The organism is Pseudomonas fluorescens (genome assembly GCF_018614775.1).
GTDB classification, from domain to species: Bacteria; Pseudomonadota; Gammaproteobacteria; order Pseudomonadales; family Pseudomonadaceae; genus Aquipseudomonas; species Aquipseudomonas fluorescens_BY.
The window spans coordinates 1-21654 of the sequence record NZ_JAGGOF010000043.1 but is presented as its reverse complement, the minus strand read 5'-3'; the positions used below and the strand labels follow the sequence as shown (position 1 = coordinate 21654).

7 protein-coding genes are annotated in these 21654 nt (G+C 62.9%); 6 read left to right on the top strand and 1 reads right to left on the bottom strand.

The features are described from left to right. Positions 1 to 71 precede the first annotated feature (71 nt). Positions 72 to 4208 (bottom strand): CheR family methyltransferase, encoded by a 4137-nt coding sequence (locus J7E36_RS11655; protein WP_215002966.1) that lies wholly within the window; start codon positions 4206 to 4208, stop codon positions 72 to 74. A gap of 349 nt (positions 4209 to 4557) precedes the next feature. On the opposite strand from J7E36_RS11655, the gene J7E36_RS11650 reads away from it, so the two are divergent. From J7E36_RS11650 to J7E36_RS25400, 6 genes are all read left to right on the top strand, one after another. Then, positions 4558 to 5709 (top strand): epoxide hydrolase family protein, encoded by a 1152-nt coding sequence (locus tag J7E36_RS11650; protein ID WP_215002964.1) that lies wholly within the window; start codon positions 4558 to 4560, stop codon positions 5707 to 5709. Positions 5710 to 6103: 394 nt separating this feature from the next. Continuing rightward, positions 6104 to 15376 (top strand): Ig-like domain-containing protein, encoded by a 9273-nt coding sequence (locus J7E36_RS11645; RefSeq protein WP_215002962.1) that lies wholly within the window; start codon positions 6104 to 6106, stop codon positions 15374 to 15376. Positions 15377 to 15421: 45 nt separating this feature from the next. Beyond that, positions 15422 to 17314 (top strand): TolC family protein, encoded by a 1893-nt coding sequence (locus J7E36_RS11640; RefSeq protein ID WP_215002960.1) that lies wholly within the window; start codon positions 15422 to 15424, stop codon positions 17312 to 17314. Then, positions 17311 to 18072 (top strand): efflux RND transporter periplasmic adaptor subunit, encoded by a 762-nt coding sequence (locus tag J7E36_RS11635; protein ID WP_215002957.1) that lies wholly within the window; start codon positions 17311 to 17313, stop codon positions 18070 to 18072. The genes J7E36_RS11640 and J7E36_RS11635 overlap by 4 nt, the downstream gene beginning before the upstream one ends. After that, positions 18069 to 19445 carry an efflux RND transporter periplasmic adaptor subunit gene (locus J7E36_RS11630; RefSeq protein WP_215002955.1) on the top strand — a complete coding sequence of 459 codons (1377 nt, stop codon included), beginning with the start codon at positions 18069 to 18071 and terminating at the stop codon, positions 19443 to 19445. The genes J7E36_RS11635 and J7E36_RS11630 overlap by 4 nt, the downstream gene beginning before the upstream one ends. Beyond that, complete coding sequence (locus J7E36_RS25400; protein ID WP_215002953.1) at positions 19442 to 21616, top strand: HlyD family efflux transporter periplasmic adaptor subunit; 2175 nt, start codon at positions 19442 to 19444, stop codon at positions 21614 to 21616. The genes J7E36_RS11630 and J7E36_RS25400 overlap by 4 nt, the downstream gene beginning before the upstream one ends. Positions 21617 to 21654: the final 38 nt, after the last annotated feature.

The window sequence follows — 21654 nt, the reverse complement described above, 5'->3', positions numbered from 1 at the left end:
AAAAACCTGTGGGAGCAAAGCTTGCTCGCGACAGCGGTGCATCAGCCAATAGGGTTGCGATCCTTACCGCCTCAAGACAACGCGTCCTGGCACAACGCCTCGATCGTATCCACCAACTCATCGTACTGAACGGGCTTGGTAAGGCGCCGATCAAACAGAGAGTCCTTGACCTCATGGGCATCCTGGCCCACGCCATAGCCGCTCAAGGCAATCGCCGGGGTGTATTTATGCACCTTGCCATGGCGCAGTGAGCTGATCAGCGCATGCCCATCCATTTCCGGCATGCCGATATCGGTCAAGATCACGTCGAAGCGTTCTTCGATGGATTTTTCCAGGGCGAGCACGGGGTTGCTGTAGCTCTTGACCAGCGCATCTTCCATTTCCAGCAACATGCGCATGACGTCCAGAACCTCCTCTGAATCGTCGACGAGCAATACCTTCAGGCCCTTCAGGCGCCCGGCGGGCGCAAGCTGCAGGTGGCCCTCGCCTGCTTCATCCAGAGGTTGATTGGACAGCGGCAACAACACCGAGAACGTGCAGCCATGGCCTACGCCGGCTGATCGGGCGATGACAGAGCCACCGTGGGCCTGTGCCAGCTGGCGAACCAGCGACAAACCTATCCCCAGGCCGTCGCGCTGGAAATTGGTCTGCTTGCTCGTGGCTTGCTTGAACAGTTCAAACACATGCTCAAGGTCGCTGGCAGACAACCCTACCCCGTTGTCTATGACGTCGAGCTGCGCACTGCCGCCGGCCTGGCTGAGCACAATGCGAATACGCGCGTCCTCGGGGCTGAACTTCAGCGCATTCTGCACCAGGTTCCAGACGATCTGCTCCAGGCGGGTGGGGTCCGCGTCGACGACGATGGGCGCTGACGCCGGCTCCGGCAGCTCCAGCGTGACTTGGGCACTTGGGTATTCTTCGGTCACGACTGCATGGATGTCGCGCAGCACGGAGCCCAGTTCCAATGGCTGTGGCTTGAGTTTCAGCTTGCCGGTGCGAATACGGGCGACATCGAGCAAGTCATCAATGATCCGCGCCTGGCTGGACACGGCATCACTGATGGTGGAAACCGCTTTGGCTGCGTTGGCAGTGTTCTTGACCGCCGGTAACCGTCGAAGGATCTCGGTATTGAGTTGAATCAGGTTCAACGGATGCTTGAGCTCGTGGGACATGATCGCGAAGAACTCGTCCTTCATGAGGCTGCTGCTCTGGGTTTCAGCGAGCCTCTTGCTCTGCTCCTCATGCAAGCGCTTGTGCCCGGTCAAGTCGCGCGCGATCTTGACATAGCCCCTGACCCCTTCGGCCCTGAGCAGCGACACTTCGCCGCTGCAATAAAAGCGGCTGCCGTCCTTGCGTACATGCCAGCGCTCATCCTCGGCGCGCCCGTGCTCCCGGGCCTGACGAAGCTCATGCTCAGGGATACCGGCCTTGCGATCTTCAGCGGAAAAAATCACGTCATAGTTGCTGCCCATGATTTCCGCGGTCTTGTAGCCGAAGATCATTTCGGCGCCGGTGTTCCAATCGGTAATCAGGCCCTGCTCATCGACAATGATGATCGCGTAGTCATGGGTGCTCTCAGCCACCAGGCGCATGCGTTCCTGGCCCAGGCGCAGGTCTTCTTCAGCTTCCCGACGCTTGGTGATGTCGATGAAGGTGAGCACGGTGCCGTCGATGTGGTTCTCACTGGAGCGGTACGGCAACAGGCGAGCGATGTACCAGCGGTTATCCGTGCTGCTGACCTCGCGTTCGAGCATGGTCAGTTTTTCAAAGACCGAGCAGGCGTCCTCCGCCAGTTGCGGGTAGTTGAGCCGATGGGTGATGTCCAGCAGCGAGCGCCCGGTGTCCACCGGCAGCATGCTGAAGATGTCCTTGGAGCGCGGCGTGAACCAGCGTATGTGCATGTTGCGATCGACGAACACCGTGGCGATGTCCGTCGACGCGATCAGGTTCGCCAGGTAGTCATTGATCTTGTCGGTTTCCTCGACCTTGGTCTTGAGCTCGTAATTGACCGTGAGCAGCTCCTCGTTGATCGACTGCAGCTCTTCCTTGCTGGTTTCCAGCTCTTCGGACGCCGAACGCAACTCCTCGTTGATGGCCTGCATTTCTTCGTTGGAGGCCTTGAGCTCCTCGCTTGAGACTTCCGATTGTTCGATGGTCTCCTGCAAGTGCAGCTTGGTTCGCTGCAACTCGTTCTCCAGGCTCGACAACACCATGTTCTCGGTTTGCAGGTCCAGGTCCTGCAGTTCCGAGCCGGGTTCGATCTTCGAAACGTTGAAGACGATGGTGCGCACTTCCTGGTCGGTCACCTCATCCCGGTAAGGCCGCACCATGATATCCAGCAGGTAATCGCCTTCGGGATCCTCGACACGGATCTTGCGCGACAGCGTCGTGTTGCCGCTCTGCTGGAACAAGGTGGTGCGCAGCTCAAGCCGCAGTTGGGGCATGATCAGCACCAGCACGTTACGGGTGACCTCACCCGTCACGTAGCGCAGGAACCGGCCGACGCTTTCGTTCATGTGCAGGATGTCGCTGTTGGTATCGACGATCATGCTCGGCGGCATCTGCTGCGCCATTGCACGATTGTGGATATCGGCGTAGGAAAACTTGCGCGGGGTCTGCATCATCGGGGGCGGCGCCGCCAGATTGGTCAGCGTGAAGCCGCCGCGGGGCATGGTCGGTGCCCGGCGAGTAATGGAGGCGCCCGCCTTGGCGCGGAAGATGCGGTTGCGCTTGTCCACCGGGGTAAACAGGTCCGGGTAGGCATCGGCCGTTTCCGAGGACCCCATGAACAGATAACCGCCTGGGCGCAACGCGAAATGGAACATCTGCAACATTTCACGCTGGATGTTTCGGTCCAGGTAGATCAGCAGATTGCGGCAGACGATCAGGTCGATCTGCGAAAACGGCGGGTCGCAGAGCAGGCTGTGCTTGGCGAACAGGACTTTCTCGCGGATCTCCTTGCGCACCCGGTACTGTTCGCCCTCCTTGATGAAATACTGGCGCAGGCGGGTCGGCGGCACATCGGTGATGATGGCTTCCGAATACGAACCGGCCCGGCCCACCGCGATGGCCCGCTCATCGATGTCGGTGGCAAAGACCTGGACCTTCACCGGGTTGGTTTCGAGTTTTTGGTGCTCGGTGCACAGGATAGTCAGGCTGTAGGCTTCCTCCCCCGTGGAGCAGCCGGCCGACCAGATGCGCACCTCTTCACGTTTGCTGCTCTCACTGTCGCTGTTCATCAACGACGTCAGTACGTGACGCTCCAGCGCCTCGAATGCTTCACGATCGCGGAAGAAGTTGGTGACGCCGATGAGCATGTCGCCCAGCAGCAGCTTGGCTTCGTCTGGCGTGCTCTCCAGGTAGTCGAGGTACGCCGGCAGATCCGGTTGGGCGGTGACCTGGAGGCGACGCTCTATCCGCCTGAGCACCGTTGCCCTTTTGTAATGCTTGAAATCGTGGCCGGTTCGATTGCGCAGCAGGAGCAGGATGTCCTGCAAGACCCGTTCGGCGTCCTCGCGCTCCCGTTCGGGGGTGACGGTCGCGACTTGCATGTCATGGGGCGGCGGCAATTTGATCGAGCGTGAGTTGCGCCATAACTCAAGTAACTTGTGGGGCATCTCGATGACAGGCAGGACAACATCCACCATGCCGGTCGCGATGGCAGCCTGGGGCATGCCTTCGTATTCCGCATCGGTCGGGCTCTGCACCAGCGTTACGCCGCCCTGCTCCTTGATCCGCGACAAACCCACGGCGCCGTCGCTGCCCGTACCCGATAGCACCACGCAGAATGCATGCTCTTTGTGCACATCGGCCAGATCACGGAAGAACAGATCGATGGCAACGTGACTGCCCAGCGGACGGTTTGCCGGGATGATCTTCAAATAGCCATCATTCATCGACAGCTGGCTGGCCGGTGAGATGACGTAAACGTGATTACGCTCGATCCTGCACGTGTCCGTCACTTGCTGAACGGGCATTGGGGTGCAGTCCTGAATGATCTTGTCGGCCACGCTTTCGTGGTCGGGCGACAGATGGAGAATGATGACAAACGCCATGCCACAGTCGCCTGACATTTGCTCGAAAAACGTTTTCAGCGCGCCAAGGCCGCCGGCCGATGCGCCTATGCCCACGACGGGAAATGCCAGGTGGCTGGGCGTTTTTCCCCTGCGCTGTGGCAATGAAGTGGGGTGTTCCGAATTCGAGTTCATCTGGGTATTCTCTTCTTGTCGCCGTCAACCGAACCCTCAAGGCCCGGCGGCCAATGAATAAACAACCCTGCACAGACCTGGCCTGTTACCGTAGCAGGCTTCTCATCCAGGTTCATTGGATGGCACTTTGCTCCGTTTTGTCTTAACTCCGGACGAGTGGTTCCTGAGCAATGCGCGGGGTGCTGAAGGGGGCTACAAGGCCGTACGCAGGGATGTCATCTGATTAATATTAGACGCTTATGGCCGCCTTATGAAACGCTTCGTCCGAACTGAACCGTTTTCGGTATAACCCCGACTAGGACCGAGCCTGCGGGCAGCCCTTTATCAGACAACCATCCACGGCCTGGACATGCTCATCGAACCGTTCTGCATCGACATCCCCGACAGCGCGCTGCAAGACTTGCGTCATCGCCTGCTTAGCACCCGGCTGACAGCCCCGCTGACGGGGCAAGGGTGGAGCGAAGGCATGAACATGGAGGTGCTCCGCGACCTTATAGCCTATTGGTCCGGCGCATTCGACTGGCGTGCCCGGGAGGCCGAACTCAATCGCCTGCCGCAATTCACTGCCGACATCGCCGGGCAAAGGGTGCATTTCCTTCATCAACGGGGGGTCGGGCCGAATCCGATGCCGCTGATCCTCACCCACGGGTGGCCGGGCTCGTTCATCGAGATGCAGCGCATCATCCCGCTGCTGACCGACCCGGCCAGTCATGGCGGCGATCCGACGGACGCGTTTCATGTGGTGGTGCCGTCGTTGCCCGGCTACACCTTTTCCGCGCCGTTCACGCAATCGGGCATGGGCCCTTATGAAGTTGCCGGAGTGTGGCGCGCGTTGATGAGCGGGTTGGGCTATGAACGCTTTGGTGCGCAAGGCGGGGACCTGGGCGCCGGGGTATCGACCTGGCTGGGTGTGCGGTTTCCAGAGCATGTGACTGGGATTCACCTCAATTACATTCCCGGTTCCTACCGCCCTCCCCTGGACGAAACCGCGGGGCCGCAAACCGAAGAGGAACGGCTTTTCCTGCAGCGGGCCGCCCAGTTCGGCGATGCCGAAGGTGCTTATGCGCACGTCCAGCGCACCAAACCGCAAAGCCTGGCCGTGGGACTGAATGACTCGCCGGCCGGGCTGTTGGCGTGGATGGGCGAAAACACCCTGTCGTGGTGCGATATTGGCGTCGACGGCAGTCCCGCCATTGATCATGACTGGCTGCTGACCAACGCGACGCTCTACTGGCTGACGAACTGTATCGGCTCATCGTTCCTTCAATATGTGGCGGGCAGCAAACGCCCGCTGCAATTCCTCAACGGGGAACGGGTCAAGCCCCCAGTCGGGGTCGCCGTGTTTCCCAGGGAGCTGCCCATGCCGCCAAGAAGCTGGGTGCAGCGCTGCTATAACGTAGAGCGCTGGACCATGATGCCCCGAGGCGGTCACTTCGCCGCGCTGGAACAACCACAGCTGCTGGCTGAAGACATCAGGGCGTTTTTTCGGACCTGCCGCTAAGGTGGCCTTGGGCGCCTTCGGGTCTCGGTCGGGAATGGCGCCCCCGGCGATCCTGACGAAACGCGGGCACGCGGTGACCGGCGGAAAACGTTTGAACCTTGGACTATGGGCGAACTTTCGCTCTCGCGTTTTAGCTGAATGAAACAGGCGACGCTGTCTTCAACCGGGCATTGATGGCGCTACGCAATCACGGTATAACCTAGCAGCCGTACAGTGCCGGCACTCTGACATCAGACCATATACATGGACCGCTCAGAAGTCGCCATCCAACACACCGAATCAACACAAAAGAGAAACACAGCTCAAGGGCTTTCCTGAGCGCCCGATACAGCAGCAAACATCTCGTCACCCGTTGCCGCATAACATCCATTACAACAACTTCAGGGCCGAACCGTTGAAACGCAATCAATCCCGTACCGATGTGTCCCCCGTGTCGCGCAACAGGTTGTTGGCCCTCGAGCAACGGATGCTGTTTGACGGCGCGGCAGCGGTCATCGCCGATACCGCGATCGTGCCGCGCAGTGGCGCCGAAGATGCCCACGTTGCGATCAGTGGAATCAGTGTCAGCGACGACACCGCCACGCAGCACATCACCTTGAACGCCAGCCACGGCACATTGACGCTGGCCAGTACCAGCGGCCTGACGGGGTTGACCGGCAACGGTGGTGCGAATATCAGTTTCAGCGGCTCTCTGGCAGACATCAATGCCGCCCTGAATGGCATGTCATTCACCGGCGACCAGAACTTCAATGGCGCCGCCTCGTTTACGCTCAACAGCGACGACGGCACCAGCATTACCAGCAAGACCATCGCCATCAACGTCACCCCGGTCAACGACACGCCGGTGATCAGCGGCAGCGGCCCGGCCCTGCAAGTGGACGAAGGCGGCTCGGCAAGCTTCTCCGCGGCCACCAACTCCGCGGACGGTAAAGGCTTCAACCAGAGCAACCTGGGCCTGAGCGACGTCGACAACGTGCAGCAGCAGGTCATCGTCAAACTCACTTCATTAGCCGGCGACGGCACGTTGCTGCTCAACGGCAAGGAACTGGGCATCGGCTCGAGTTTTTCCGTCGACCAACTCGCCAACCTGAGTTATCGCCATAACGGCGACCAGGTGACCAACCCTGCCGGGCTCATGGACAACTTCACCATCACCATCGATGACGGCGCCGGTGGCGTCCTGCACGACCAGGTTGTGCAGGTCCACATCAACCCGGTCGATCAGGCGCCCACATCGAGCGGGACCATCACCGTTATCGAAGGCGAACAAAATGTCAGCCTGACCGACAATGGCAACCTGATCACGCCCATCGGCACACCCCGCGGGTCTGTTCAGATCAGCGATCCGGACCAGGCTCCGGGGGTCGACTACAGTTACTCGCTGGACACCCTGCCGACCCGCGGCACGCTGTTCTACAACGGCGTGGAAATCACCAGCACCGCGTTCGTCATCACTGACTTGAGCAAGCTGACCTACAGCCACAACGGCACCGAGCCCAGCGCAACGGGCACCACGGACAGTTTCAATCTCAAGGTTACCGACGACGGCGGCGGTACCGGCACACCGAAAACATCAACGCTGGCTGTCAACCTGACCATCCTGCCCAACAACGACGATCCGGTGCTGGACCACAGCATTACCCAGAACCTGGCCCCCGGCGAGATGACCCGAGTCGTCACCAGTGGGATGTTGCAGGTCACCGACAGCGACTCGTTCTCATCCAGCCTGAGCTACACGCTCACCGCTGTGCCCGACAGGAATATCGGCTACTTCACGCTCAACGGCGGCTTGCTGGTGGCCGGGTCGAAATTTACCCAGGCCGATGTCAACGCCGGGAACGTGGTGTATCACGTGCGTGCCTATACGGGCACGGCGCGAACCGACAGCATCAGTTTCACGGTCAAGGACGGCGGCGTTCGCCTCTATCCGAGCTCGCGCGACGGCGGCATCTATGACACCGAAGACGCCAGCAGTGCGCTGACGGTCAATACGTTCAGCGTCAACGTCCCGCCCGAGACGGCGACCCTGCCTGGCGCGATCCCCGCGGACCCGCCGGCCAACACCATGCCCATCGTTGGCGGCGACAAGACCGCCACGCTGGATGAAGCCGGTACGTACACCCTCACCGCTGCCGACCTGAGTGCCAGCGATGACTTCACCGCCGCCGACGGTCTCACCTACCGGGTGCTGGTCACCCCGGGCAGCGGGACGTTGCGGGTCAATGGCGTCGCGATCGGTGCCTTTGGCACGTTCACCCAGGACGATGTCGACAATGGTCGGGTGACGTTCCAGCACAGCGGCAATGAGCGCTTCGTCGACAGCTTCCAGTTCTCGGTGTCCGACGGCACGCTGACCACCGCGACCGAGAGCTTCAGCCTCAGCATCGTGCCGAAAAATGACACACCCACCGCCGTCACCGGTGGCCGGGTATTTACCGCCGAAGGCGGCACCGTGACCATCACCGGCAGCAACATCGTGGTCGCCGATTCCGACAGGCAAGGCGATGCCAGCGGCGGCACCCAATACGCCACGACCAACGACGTGGTGCTGCAAATCACTGCGCTGCCGCAGTTCGGCACCTTGACCCTCAATGGCGTGTCCGTCACGTTGAACCAGACCATCTCCGCCGCGCAGTTGGCCGCGGGCGATCTCAAGTATGTCCATGATGGCAGCGAGCACTTCACCGACAGCTTCACCGTCGTGCCGGTCGATGACCAGGGCGTCGCCGTCGGGGCTGGCACCAATCAATCGAGTACAGGCGTAGCGCTGGTCGTGCCGGTGACCATTTCACCGGTCAACGACGCGCCTGAACTGAGTTCAAAATCCCAATTGATCGATGGCGAGGCCGGTGCCATCCGTGAAGGACAATCCGCCGTCATCGGCGGTGCCAGCGGCTATGCCAATGCCGATGGCTCGGGGTCTGTGAACGGCCCGGTGGCGGGTGCGCATCTGGTCTACCGCGACGATGACAACTCCAGCGTCCAGCGCCAGTACCGACTCACGGCAATCCCCCAGAACGGTAAGTTGCTGCTCGATGGCGGCGTGCTCGGACTTGGCTCGGTATTCACCCAGGCCGACCTGGACGCCGGTCGCGTCACTTACCAGCATGACGGCAGCGAAACCAGCACCGACGCCTTCTCCTATATCGTCAGCGATGGCGATTTCAGCGCGAACGACAGCGGATCGTTCGCCCAGGGCAACGCCGCCACGGCCTCGACCTACAACATCGAAATCCTGCCGACCAACGACAAACCGACGGTGACCAGCCCCAGCAGTCCCGTCAACATCGACAGCACCACGGCCAGCAATAATCAGGTCGGTGGCTTCGTGGTGGGTGACCCGGACGTTCTGGGCGGCAGCTCCGATACCCCGGACGCGGTGCAAGTCATCGTGCGCTTGACCCAGGCTGACGGCACGGCCTTCACCGCCGGTGAGTATGCAGGCGTCACGCTCTCGGTCGGCCTTGCTGGCGGCGCGACTCGCGATGGCGACAAAGACGGTAACGGCGACTACCTGGTGCTGCGCGGCACCCGAGCCCAAGTCAACGCCGCCCTGGCCACCCTCACCGCCAGCGTCAATGATCCCAGCAATGAGGATCATCAGTACCGCATCCAGGTCGTGGTCGATGACCGGTTGCGAGACGCCGGCGGCAGCCTGACGTCCGGCGCCAATGGCGGCTCGCTAAACCAGGCGGCGGCTCCGGGTGGCGCCGGTCAACCGATTTCCGCAGTAGAGTTCAACGGCTACGCCGACAGCGTCGCCAACACCGACCTCAACCTCGCCCAAGGCAGCGTGTTGATTCGCGTCTCCACCGTCAACGACGCCCCCGGCGTAACGATCCCGGCATCGCAACTGATCAACGAAGACCGTCAGACCGCAATTACGGGCATCACGGTGGTCGACACTGAATCCACCGCGCTTGATGTCCCGGTCTCCGTGACCGTCAGCGTTCCATCGGGCCAAGGGGTATTGGGCATTGCCGGGGCCGGGGCACAAACGTCCATCACCGTCTCCGGTCGTACGGTGACCATCAGCGGCGATAACAGCAACAGCGTGACGCTGGTCGGGCGTGCCGACGATATCCAGTCGCTGCTCAACGATGCCAGCAACGGCCTGAAGTACACCGGCGCGACCAATGCCAACCATGACTATAACGGCGGGGCGGCTGGCGATGTCACCCTCAGTGTGCAAATCAACGAAGGTGCCGCCGCCATCGGCGGCGATACCGGCAGCGGCAGCGTTGCGCCCGTGTCTCAAACCGCCGTACTGGCGATTACGCTGCAAGCCACCAATGACGCGCCGACCGTAGCGGCTGGCAGCGGCAACCTGGCCGTCGGCCAGGGGGGCGTAGCGGTGGCCGTCCCGGGCTTCTCTGTCTCGGATCCGGACTACAGCGACGGCGGCGGCATTACGGCGCCCGCGGGTGAGGCAACCTCCCCCGAACAGGATTTCATCCAGGTCACCGTGCGCCTGACCAACGCTGGCGGCGTCCCGCTGAACCAGGCGGCCTATGCCGATATCCTGCTCGGCTCGACCAGTTCGCCAACCGAAGACCACACCACGTTCGAGGTCGACGACACACACACCGGCACTGGCAGTGCCCTGGTCATCCGCGGCACCCGGGCCAATGTGAACGCCTACCTCGCCGGCTTGCAGGTCACGCTCAGCGGCAGTCTGGCCAACACGGACACCAGCTACAAAGTCCAGGTGATCGCCGACGACCGCATGCGTGACGTGACGACCGGCACACTGGACCCCGCGGGCCTGGCCAACGGTGGTTTGAACCCGTCGGGCGCCACGGTGGTCAGCGCACCCACCACCGTTATCGATCCCTACGCCGCGCTGCCCGGCTCGCTGCCGCTCAACATGGCGAGCAACACGCGCACCCTCTTCGTCTCCAGCATCAACGATCCGACCGTAATCACCGCCAGCGATGTCACGGTCAGGGAAGGCTCGGCGACCTTGAACCTGACCGGCAGCGTCGGCGGTTTCTCGGCGAGCGATCCGGACGCCAACGGCGCCAGTACCTTTTCCGCCACCGTTCACGTCAGCCAGGGCGTGATCTCGGCCGTGGGCGGCAGCGGCGGCACCCTCGGTGGCCTGGGCAGCGATACGATCACCCTCACCGGGGCCACCGAAGCCCAGGTCAATGCGCGCTTGCAAGCCCTGACCATTACTTACCCAACCGGTGCAGGCGCTCCGGCAGGCGCGGATTACACCGGCAACTTCACCGTCACAGTCACCGTCAACGACGGTGGCAGTATCGGTCAGCGCCCCGGCGTCCTGAGCGGCGACACCAACGATGCCAGCCAGAACCCCGGCGACTACGGCTACGCTGACGGCACCAGTGCCGAATTGATCACCACCCGGACCATCAACGTGACCGTGACCCCGGTCAACGACGCGCCGGGCGCCTCAGGCCTGAGCGCGGCCCAGACCGTGACCAAGGGTGGCAACCCGGTTCGCCTCGACAGCGACGGCAACGTGACGGTCGCTGATCCGGAACTGGACGTGAGCCCGGACAAGTGGATGGGCGCGACCCTCACCATCGGCCGCCAGGGTGGCAGCAACGCCAACGACGTCTTTGGCCTGTTCGACAGTAACGTCAACGATGATGCGGTCGGCGTGCAGATCAACGGCAGTGACCTGATTGTCGATGGCGTGACCGTCGGCACGCTCAGCAATGCCTCGGGCACCCTGCAGGTCACCTTCAACGCCGATGCCGACAGCTCGGTGGTCGGCAAGGTCATGGGCGCGGTGACCTACCGCAACACCGACCCTTCGGCGTCCGCCAGTGCCGACGTGCATGTCGATTTCGTGCTTGATGATCAGAACCCGAATACTACGGACAGCGGCACCGCCGGCAGCGGCCAGGACCAGGGTGCCGAGGGGCAGAAGGCGGTAACCCGCTCGACCACCATCCACCTCAATACCGTACCGGTTGCCGTGGACGATGGCCTGCAAACCGTCCAGCAAGGCGATCCGGCCAACGGTAATGTATTGCCCAACGACAGCGACCCGGACGGCAACACCCTCAGCGTCAGCGGGTTTACCGTCGCCGGCGTCAGCGGCAGCTTCAATCCCGGCGACACCGCGACCCTCAGCGGCGTGGGCACCTTGACCCTCAACGCCGACGGCAGCTATGTGTTCACGCCGACTTCGACCTACCACGGCGATGTGCCGGTGGTGACCTACAGCATCAGCGATGGCGTCGGTGGCAGCGACAGTGCCGACCTGACGATTCGCGTCAATGCCCCGCCCGTTGCGGTGGACGATGGTTTGCAAACCGTCCAGCAAGGCGATCCGGCCAGCGGCAACGTGCTGCCCAACGACAGCGACCCGGATGGCAATGCCCTCAGCGTCAGCGGGTTCACCGTCGCGGGTGTCTCTGGCAGCTTCAACCCGGGTGACACCGCGACCATCACTGGCGTCGGCACCCTGACCCTCAACGCCGACGGCAGCTACCTGTTCACACCGACCTCGACCTACCACGGCGATGTGCCGGTGGTGACCTACGGCATCAGCGACGGCGTCGGTGGCAGCGACAGTGCCGACCTGACCCTTCGCGTCAACGCCCCTCCTGTTGCGGTGGACGACGGCCTGCAAACTGTCCAACAAGGCAATCCAGCCAGCGGCAATGTGCTGCCCAACGACACCGACCCGGACGGCAACACCCTCAGCGTCAGCGGGTTCACCGTCGCCGGTGTCAGCGGCAGCTTCAACCCTGGCGACACCGCGACGATCAGCGGCGTCGGCACCTTGCGGATCAACGCCGACGGCAGCTACCTGTTCACGCCGACCTCGGGCTACCACGGCGATGTACCGGTGGTGACCTACAGCATCAGCGATGGCACAGGTGGCAGCGACAGTGCGGATCTGACCCTTCGCGTCAACGCCCGGCCTGTTGCGGTGGACGATGGCCTGCAAACTGTCCAACAAGGCAATACGGCCAGCGGTAACGTGCTGCCCAACGACAGCGACCCGGAAGGCAATGCCCTCAGCGTCAGTGGGTTTACCGTTGTCGGCGTTGCCGGCAGCTTCAACCCGGGCGACACCGCGACGATCAGCGGCGTCGGCACCCTGATCCTCAACGCCGACGGCAGCTATGTGTTCACGCCGACCTCGACCTACCACGGCGATGTACCGGTGGTGACCTACACCCTCAGCGACGGCGTCGGTGGCAGCGACAACGCCGACCTGACCCTTCGCGTCAATGCCCCGCCCGTAGCGGTGGATGACGGCCTGCAAACCGTCCAGCAAGGCAATCCGGCCAGCGGCAATGTACTGCCCAACGACACCGACCCGGACGGCAACACCCTCAACGTCAGCGGGTTCACCGTGGCCGGTGTCAGCGGTAGCTTCAATCCTGGCGACACCGCGACCATCAGTGGCGTGGGCACCTTGACCCTCAACGCCGACGGCAGCTATGTGTTCACGCCGACTTCGGCCTACCACGGCGATGTGCCGGTGGTGACCTACGGCATCAGCGATGGCGTCGGTGGCAGCGACAGTGCCGACCTGACGATTCGCGTCAATGCCCCGCCCGTTGCGGTGGACGATGGTTTGCAAACCGTCCAGCAAGGCGATCCGGCCAGCGGCAACGTGCTGCCCAACGACAGCGACCCGGATGGCAATGCCCTCAGCGTCAGCGGGTTCACCGTCGCCGGTGTCAGCGGCAGCTTCAACCCGGGCGACACCGCAACGATCAGCGGCGTCGGCACCTTGCGGATCAATGCCGATGGCAGCTACCTGTTCACGCCGGCCCCGACTTACCACGGCGATGTACCGGTAATAACCTACAGCATCAGAGACGGCGTCGGTGGCAGCGACAGTGCCGACCTGACCCTTCGCGTCAACGCCCCACCTGTTGCGGTGGACGACGGCCTGCAAACTGTCCAACAAGGCAATCCAGCCAGCGGCAATGTGCTGCCCAACGACACCGACCCGGACGGCAACACCCTCAGCGTCAGCGGGTTCACCGTCGCCGGTGTCAGCGGCAGCTTCAACCCTGGCGACACCGCGACGATCAGCGGCGTCGGCACCTTGACCCTCAACGCCGACGGCAGCTACCTGTTCACGCCGGCCCCGACTTACCACGGCAATGTACCGGTGGTGACCTACACCATCAGCGATGGCACAGGTGGCACGGACAGCGCCGACCTGACCCTTCGCGTCAACGCCCCACCTGTTGCGGTGGACGACGGCCTGCAAACTGTTCAACAAGGCAATCCAGCCAGCGGCAATGTGCTGCCCAACGACACCGACCCGGACGGCAACACCCTCAGTGTCAGCGGGTTCACCGTGGCCGGCGTCAGCGGCAGCTTCACGCCTGGCGACACCGCTATCATCAGCGGGGTTGGCACCTTGCAGATCAATGCCGATGGCAGCTACCTGTTCACACCGACCTCGGCCTACCACGGCGATGTACCGGTGGTGACCTACACCATCAGCGATGGCACAGGCGGCAGCGACAGCGCCGACCTGACCCTTCGCGTCAACGCCAGGCCGACCGCAACCGACGACGGGGTGCTGCTGACCGATCGCGATACACCGATTCAATCGATCACCGTGCTCGGTAACGACAGCCATCCGGACGGCTACACGCTGACCGTGACCCAGGCGCAAAGCCCGAACGGCAGCGTCACGATCAACCCTGACGGCACCCTGGACTTCACCCCGGCCCCAGGGGTCACGGGCGATGTGGTGATCACCTACCAGATCAGCGATGGTCACGGCGGCAGCGACACCGCCCAGGTCCGCATCCATATCAACGAGCCCCCCGTGGCGGTGAATGACGGCGTCCACAGCGGGCTCCAGGGCGATCCGCTCAATGGCTCGGTGCTGGGCAACGACAGTGACCCGGAAAACGACGCCATTCACGTGGTCGACTTCACCATCGCGGGCGTTGCCGGTACCCATGCGGCAGGCAGCAGCGTGGTGATCGCCGGGGTCGGCACATTGACGCTTGCCCGCGACGGCAGCTATCAGTTCGTGCCAGTCGACACCTACGTTGGCACGGTACCGACGATCAATTACCGGATAACCGACGATCACGGTGGCTTCGCCACCGCGCAACTGGCCCTGCGCATCGACTCCTCGGTGCTCCCGCTGCCGCCGGCCTCCCAGGCCGCATCCGATCTGCACGTGCCGAGCGGTGACGTCGAGCGTCACGTCTATCCGGACTGGCATCTGGATCTGTTGAGCGTTCAGCGCTCGATGGTTCCGGGGTTGTTCGTCACACTTCCGGTGATGGACTCCCAGGCCCAGGCCGCCGAGCGGCTCGACCCGCTCTCGTCTGGCTATAACCGCGCGGTCAGCGGCCAGATCCAATCGGAGTCGATCGGCATCGGTCTGGGCTTCGTTCCGGACCTGCATGTCACCCAGGCCGTACAGGAGTCGCAGAAAACCGTCGATTACCAGGAACGATCACTCAAGTTCAAGGACAGCGAGTACTTCACCGGAGGCGACAGTCTGTTCGATGACTTCAGCGCCCTGGTGCCGCCTGCCAATGAGGCACCCGTAGCTGACGTAGAGCAACACCAGCCGTCCCGTGTGCCCAAGGCAGCGGCTTCCTTCAGTGACCAGGTGAACAAGGCCGCCGCTGGGCGTCAGCCTCATTTGTACAGTGACGGCAATCGATCGCCCGCGCCACAGCGCAAAGGCTGACAACATTTTTTCGCACCTTATAAGAACGGTAATAAAATGCCCCTGATGAAAAAAACTGTTTCTGCGCTGCTTCCGGGTCTGGTCGCAACCGCAGTGCTCGTCGGCCTGGCCGGTTGCTCCGTTGCTCCTCAGCCATTGAAAGACGATGAGGTCCACCAGCGTGTGGCCGGTGACCAGCTCCAGCTCTATGCTGACCAGGAACCGATCAAGGGACCGCTGACCTTCGTCGATGCGTTGGCGCGCTCGCTCAAGTACAACCTCGATTACCGCCTGAAGTTGATGGAGTCCGCCCTCGCCGCCGGCCTGCATGACGTGTCGCGCTACGACATGCTGCCCAAAATGCTGGTCTCGGCCGGTTATGCCTCGCGCAACAATGAGTCGGGCGGTACGAGTGTCGGCATCGAGACCCACACCGTTTCGCTGATCCCCTCTTCCTCGGTCGAGCGCGATCGCACGCTGGCCAGCGCCGAATTTTCCTGGAACCTGCTGGACTTTGGCGTCAGCTATTACCGGGCCAAGCAAAGTGCCGACCAGTACCTGATTGCCGAGGAGCGTCGCCGGCGGGTCATGCAAACCGTCCTGCAGGACTTGCGCACCTCCTACTGGCGCGCCCTGGGCGCCCAGCGCCTGGAAAGCCAGGCCGACGATCTGTTGAACCGCGTACGCGTGGCCTTGGGCAAATCCCGCGAAGCCGAAATCCAGGGCTTGCTGCCACCCGCCCAGGCGCTGGCCTACCAGAGCGCCTTGCTGGACGCGACCACCTTGCTCAATGCGCGCCGCCAGGACCTGGAATTCGCCAAGCGCGAACTGGCCGCACTGATGAGCATTCCGCCGGGCACTCAATTCACCTTGGCTGAAGAAAGTGAACCGTCGTTGCCAGGGGTTCCCGCCGACATTGCCAAGCTGGAAGAAATCGCCTTGCAGGCGCGCCCTGAACTGCGCGAAGAAGATTACCGCAAACGCATTTCCGCCGACGAAGCACGGCGCCAGTTGCTGGCCTTGCTGCCAAGCCTGGGGATCAACATCAACAGCCAGTACGACTCCAACAAATACCTCTACAACAACAGCTGGGTCGACAGCGGCGTGCAGCTCAGCGCCAATCTGTTCAAGCTGGCGGCCATCCCGGCCACGCAGAAAGCCAGTGACTCCCAGGAAAAGACCGACAACGCTCGCCGCCTGGCCCTGTCGATGGCGGTATTGACGCAAGTGCGCATTTCGGTCGAGCGCTACAAGCTGGCCCTGGTCGATTACGACCTGGCCGATCAATCGAGCCAGGTCGATCAGCGCATGGCCAAGTTCGCCCGCGCCTCGCTGACCTCGCGCACCGATTCCGAACTCGAAGTGATCCGCACCGAAACCCGAGCCCTGCTCGCGCAATTCCAGCGCTACTCGGCCTATGCCACCGCACAGACTGCGTTCGGACGTATCTATAACTCCCTGGGCCTGGACGTGCTGCCCGAAGACGTCAACGACGCCAGCAGCCTGCAGCAGCTTTCGCAGCAACTGCAAAAGAGCCTGAGCCAGTCCGAGCGACAGGCGTTCACCACGACGGTCGGTGAGCTGCCTTCCCAGCAACCCCTGGCAGTGCGTCTTGAATACGCAGGCGACGCTCAGCTCACCAACGGCATGCTCGACGTCGCTCGCCAGGCGCTCAAGCGCAATCTTTTCGTGCTGGCCGACACTGACCAACCGGGCCCGACCCTGGTCATGCAGTTGCAGATCGGCAACGTCCAAGACGGCATCCGTCGTGGTCAGTGGCGCATCGCGCTGCGCCGTGCCGACGGCAGCGTGGCCGGTTCCAGTGATTACCAGAGCACCCTGCGCGCCCAGCCGGACAAGGCTTCGTTGAACGCCTTCTGCGAAGGCGCCACGGTGGCCGAACTGCCGAACCTGCGCGAGTGGTTGAAGGCAGCTCCCCAGCAGGTCGCCGCCCAATGAGCCTCCGTCTTCGCGTCCTTCCATTTTGCATGCTGACGGGCTCGTTGCTTGGCCTGGCGGTGGCGGGTCCAGCAGCCTGGGCCCAGAACGAAACCGACGCTGGCGTCCGCGTGCTGTTGGTGGCCGATCAGGAAACCACCCTGGCCAGCCAGCTGGTGGGCCGGGTGCGAGCAGTCAATGCATCGCTCGGTTCCTCGTTCCGCAAGGGCGACGTGCTCGTCAGCTTCGACTGCGACGAACAAGCCGCCCGCCTGAAAATGGCCCAGGCCGACCTGAGTGCCGCCCGTGAATCCCACGATGCCAAACTGCGCCTGCAAGGGCTGCAGTCGGCCGGCGAGGTGGAGGTCTCGCTGGCGGCCAGCGCGGCGGAGAAAGCTTCCGCCCAGGTGGCCCAGTACCGCGCCCAGCAACAGCAGTGCACGGTGCTCGCGCCGTTTGATGGACGCGTGGTCAAGGTACAGGTCAAGGCCTTCCAGGGCGTCAACCTGGGTCAGCCGTTGCTTGACCTGATCAGCAACGGTCCGCTGAAGATGCGGGTCAACGTGCCCTCCCGCTGGCTGGCCTGGCTCAAGCCCGACCAGACCTTCCAGGTGGACCTGGGCGAAACCGGCAAACGCTATCCGGCCAAGGTCAAGGCGATCAACGCTCAGGTCGACGCGGTCAGCCAGACCATCGAACTGGAGGGCATCATTCAGGGCCAGCCTGCCGACCTGCTGGCGGGAATGAGTGGCACCGCGCTGTTCGAAGCACCGCAATGAATGCCCAGACCCATCCGGTGAACCCTGTCGCGGTGCTGTTGCATCTGGAACAGCGCGCGCAGGAAGCACGCAGGACCGAAGAACTGGGTTTCGTGATGGTCAACGAAACCTGGCAACTGGTGCGTTATCGCCAGGCGTACTTCTTCGTCAGCGATGTGCTGGGCAAACCTGTGCTGAGCAATGTCTCGAGCCTGGCAACGCTTCCAGAGGAGTCGCCGTTCAGCGTCTGGCTCAAACGCCTGGCCCGTCATCTCTGGGACACGCCGGCGGCGTCCGGTGACCCTGCTTCCAGCCCTGCCGTGCACCTGTGGCAGGCCTGCGCGCTTCCCGACAGCTTCGCCGAAGGCTGGGCCGAGTGGCTGCCCGCGCAGCTGCTGTGCATACAACTGCCCGGTCGCGACCATTCGCGTCGAGGCATGTTGTTGCTCGCCTGCGACACCGAGCCGGACGAACCGGCACTGGCGCTGCTGGCCCGGTTGAGCCAGACCTACGCGTACTGCCTCGCGGCGCTGACCGACAAGCGCCCGACACTGGGCGCCCGCTGGCAAGTCTGGCGGCGGCGCCCGCTGCGTCTGCTGGGACTGGGGTGCGTCGTGGCCTTGGCATTTCTGTTCCCGGTGCGCCTCAGTGCCTTGGCGCCGGCCGAAATCGAAGCCCACAACGCCATGGCGATAGCCGCCCCCCAGGACGGCGTGGTGCATGAGTTCCTGGTCCAGCCCAACCAGATGGTGCAAAAAGATCAGCCGCTGTTCAGCCTTGATGACACGACCCTGCGCAATCGCCGGGCCGTGGCGCAACAGGCGCTGGAAGTGGCGCGTTCCGAAGCGCTGCTCGCGGCGCAGAAAGCCTTCGACAGCGCCCAAAGCAAAGGTGAGCTGGCCGCGTTGAATGGGCAGGTGCAGGAAAAGCAGGCCGAGGTCGCCTGGCTCAATGAAATGCTCGAACGCAACGTGGTCCGCGCGCCACGCGACGGCATCGCGATTTTCGGCGACAGCAATGACTGGATCGGCAAGCCGGTGGTGACGGGCGAACGCATCATCCAGCTTGCCGACCCGCAAGACGCCGGGGTGCTGGTCTGGCTGCCGGTGGCCAATGCCATCAACCTGGATACCGGCTCCGAGATCCGCCTGTTCCTGCACGTGGCGCCACTCTCGCCCCTGCGCGCCAGCCTGATCCAGACCAGCTACCAGGCCACCCTGTCGCCAGACAACGTCCCCTCCTACCGGATTCGCGGGCAGTTGCAGGGGGATGTCAGCCAGTTGGCCCGCATTGGGCTCAAAGGCACCGCCAAGCTGTACGGTGAACCGGTACCGTTGATCTATTATGTGTTGCGGCGCCCCTTGGCCGCGCTGCGTGAATGGAGCGGCCTGTGAGTGAGCGGGATCTCACGGCCCTGTTACCGGCGCCATCCACGGCCTTGACGGCGGACGACCCGGACGTCGAGCTTCCGGAAAAGCTACCGGCGATACGCGAGGATCTGCGCCTGATACCGGCGGCCACGCAACGCGACGGCTCGCCGGCCTGGATGATCCAGGACCCGGTCGGCAACCGTTTCTTCACGGTCGGCTGGCTCGAATTCGAGATGCTTTCGCGCTGGTCCCTGGGCAACCCGACCCGGTTGCTCGACGCGCTGGCGGCGCAAACGCCCTTGCAGGTCAGCCGGGCGGAACTGGCGTCGTTGTTGGTGTTCCTAAGGCACCATCAATTGCTGCAGGTCACCGAAGTCAACGGCAGCCAACGCCTGGAGGCAATGGCTCGGCAACAAAAGCACACCGGCTGGCAATGGCTGCTTCACAACTATCTGTTCATGCGGGTGCCGCTCTGGCGTCCGCAGCGCCTGCTGCAAAAAACCCTGCCCTGGGTCGCGCCGCTGTTCAGCCGGACCTTTCTCATCGGCGTTGCGATCGCCATCCTGTTCGGCCTGTTTTTTGTCGAGCAGCAATGGGACGGTTTTGTCGCCAGCTTCAAGCAGAGCCTTTCGCCGGAAGGCTTGATTGGCTACCTGATCGCCCTGGCGGTGACCAAATGTCTCCACGAACTGGGACATGCTTACACGGCGACCCGTTATGGCGTGCGCGTTGCGCACATGGGGGTAGCGTTCCTGGTGTTGTGGCCAGTGCTCTACACGGACACCAGCGAGTCCTGGAAACTGGCCGATCGGCGCCAGCGGTTCCATATCGCCGGTGCCGGCATTCTCGTGGAGCTGACTATCGCGGGGCTGGCCACGCTGGGCTGGGGCCTTTGCGAGAACCCGATGCTCAAAAGCGCGCTGTTCTTTCTCGCCACCACCAGCTGGATGATTTCGCTGGCCCTCAATGCCAGTCCGTTCATGCGCTTTGACGGCTACTTCTTGCTGTCCGACTGGCTTGACCTGCCCAACCTGCATGAACGTTCAGGGGCATTGGCGCAAGCCTGGATGCGCCGACGCCTGTTGTCCTGGGACGAGCCGGACCCGGAAGTGCTGGCGCCGCGGCTGCGTCATTTTCTGATTGCCTTCGCCGTGATCACCCGGATCTATCGCCTGGTGGTGTTTCTCGGGATTGCCGTCGCCGTGTATTACCTGTTCTTCAAGGCACTCGGCATCTTTCTGTTTCTGGTTGAGATTTCCTGGTTTGTGATAATGCCTATCCAGCGTGAATTGAAGGTCTGGTGGCACCGCCGAGCGGAAACGCCCGTGCGCCGTGGCCGCTTGCTGTTGCTCGGCCTCGGCGCGCTGGGGCTTCTCGCTGCGCTGCCGTTGAATACCCAGGTGCAAGCACCGGCATGGCTGCATGCGGAGGTGCAATACACCCTCTACAGTCCCTTGCCTTCGAGGCTGATGGAGATGCCCGCTGCGGGGCAAAGTGTTGAAGCCGGCGCGGTGCTGGCGGTGCTCGACTCGCCGCAGATACGGGACAAGGCCGAACGGTCGCGCAAGGCGGCACTGGCGCTGCGAGCCCAGTTGAACGGGTTGACCGGGGCGGTCGATGGCGGACAGAAATATGCCTCGATAGCCAGCCAGCTCAGCCGCCAACAAGCCGAATCGGCGGCGCAGTCCGCTGAACTGGAGCGCCTGACCCTGCGCGCGCCGATGGCCGGCATACTCACGGACATCGACCCTGCCGTGCAGCCTGGCGTCTGGGTCAAGCCCAACCAGCCGCTGGGGGTCCTGGTCAATCCTGACAGCTGGACGGTCGAAGCCTTCGTTCGCCAGCAGGATCTTGCCCGTCTGAGCGTCGGCGCCCGCGCGCGGTTCCAGGCCGAAGGTGGCGGCGGCAAAGCGCTTGAAGGCCAGGTCGTCAGCATTGACGATTCACGCACCCAGAATGTCCCTCATCTCATGCTGAGCACCGCCTACGGCGGCCCGATCGCCGTCTCGGGCAAACCGGACAGCAGCCTGCAGGTGCGAGACGCGCTTTACCGGGTCCGAATCAACCTCGACACCCCGCCCAGCCAAATGATGATGCGCCTGGGGAAAGTCTCGATCGAGGGCACCCGCGTCAGCCCGGTTGCCGAATTGTTCACCGACGCACTGTCGATCCTGGTGAGGGAAAGCGGTTTTTGAAGAATCACCGCAAATCTACTGTGGGAGCAACTGTCTTG